This window comes from Candidatus Regiella insecticola LSR1 (genome assembly GCF_000143625.1).
Lineage (GTDB): Bacteria > Pseudomonadota > Gammaproteobacteria > Enterobacterales > Enterobacteriaceae > Regiella > Regiella insecticola.
Map to the genome: position 1 here is coordinate 1 of NZ_GL379688.1, position 1,648 is coordinate 1,648.

Genomic DNA, 1,648 nt, shown 5'->3' on the forward strand with positions numbered 1-1,648 from the left:
ATCATCATTCGGGTGTACTACAAATTCGTCAAGAATGATATTGGCTCGCCTAGCAAGCACTTCATTCATATTCATGTTAGTTTGAGTGCCTGAGCCTGTTTGCCAAATCGATAGTGGAAATTCGGTTAGATGTTCACCTTTTATTACTTCTTCAGCAGCTTGAATAATCGCTTTCCCTTTTTTTCTTCTAACACGCCTAACTGCATGTTAATTTTCGCTGCTGCCAACTTGGTTTGTGCTAATGCATTAAGCAATTCTTGCGGCATTTTCTCCTGTGAAATATCAAAATGTGTCAATGAACGCTGAGTTTGTGCGCCCCATAATTGATTTGCAGGCACTTTTATCTCTCCCATGGAGTCTTTTTCAAGACGAACATTCTTTTCTTTGATATCAGTTTTGTTCATTATTTTCCCTTAAATTTTTTTCACTTCGTTAATTTATTGTCAATATGCTATCGTTTCATACACAATATAACATTGAAATTTATAATTCAAACGACACACCAGCAATATACCCTTCGCCTTTGAAGTTGCCTTCGGCTGCCAGGGCGGCCGGCCGATGGGCGTAGACATACCATGTGAGGGTAACAACCCGCAGCCAACACAAAGGCGAAGGGTATAGCGCTACACAGAGGTCTATTGGATAATGCATTTATTAAATAAGGATGAGATAAAGAGGATGAAAAAATCATTAGTGGCTATCAGTATCATGGCAATTGTTGGTTCAGCTTGGACCGGCTCCACTTGGTATATGGGGAAATTAATTGAACAACGTATGGACAAAATGGTTGATCAATCAAATGCAATATTGAAAGAATACTTGCCTGAAGCTGGTTTACAATTATCTTATCAAGATTATCAACGGGGCTTATTTAGTAGTCATTTCCGTTATATTTTGCAATCTGATGCGAATTCTCCTGGCGAGAAATGGTTGAAAGCAGGTGATAAAATTACGTTTGTTGAACAAATTAACCATGGCCCCTTTCCCGTTAAGTCAATTAAAAAATTCGATTTCATCCCCAGTATGGCGGTCGTGCATTCTGAATTAGAAAACACACCGAGAATGGCATCTTTATTTGAAATAACCAAGGGTCAAGAACCATTAACTGCTATCTCAAATATCCCCTACCAAGGTAATATTGCATCGGTCATTAGTATCAGTCCAATGGAATCTGAACAGAAAATAGCTAGCCTGCAATTCTCTGGTGCAACTATCAATGCTGATGTTTCTAAAGATTTACGTAATGTAACCTTAGAGGCTAGCAGTGATAGTTTTTTGTTTACTAACAAAGGTCATAACAATCAGTTAGAAAAATATAGTTTACAGGGAATAACATTAAAAAGTACCAGCAGTAAGGGTAAATTTGATTTGGCTATAGGTGATAAGCAACTTGCTGTTAAACAGATGTCGTTAGACGCTAATGGAAAAAATATTGCTTTGCTGGAAGGGTTAATTCTCAATACCTACCTTGGTGAATCAGAAGAATATTTAAATACTAAACTTAACTATTCTTTAGCCGGATTAAAAATAAAAGGAAATGATTTTGGCTCTGGTAAATTAATACTTAGTCTAAATCGTATAGATGGTAAAGCGATGAAAGAATTCATCATTGCTTATAATCAAGAAGCATTACAAACAATACAACAAG

1 protein-coding gene and 1 pseudogene are annotated in these 1,648 nt (G+C 36.8%); one reads left to right on the forward strand and one right to left on the reverse strand.

The features are described 5' to 3' along the window. A pseudogene (locus REG_RS12340) lies at positions 1-404 on the reverse strand (lyase family protein); the annotation flags it as partial. A 274-nt stretch (positions 405-678) separates the two neighbouring features. Here REG_RS12340 and REG_RS09460 point away from each other — a divergent pair. Further along, positions 679-1,648 (forward strand): YdgA family protein (locus REG_RS09460; protein WP_218015685.1); only part of this gene is annotated, 970 nt, incomplete at its 3' end.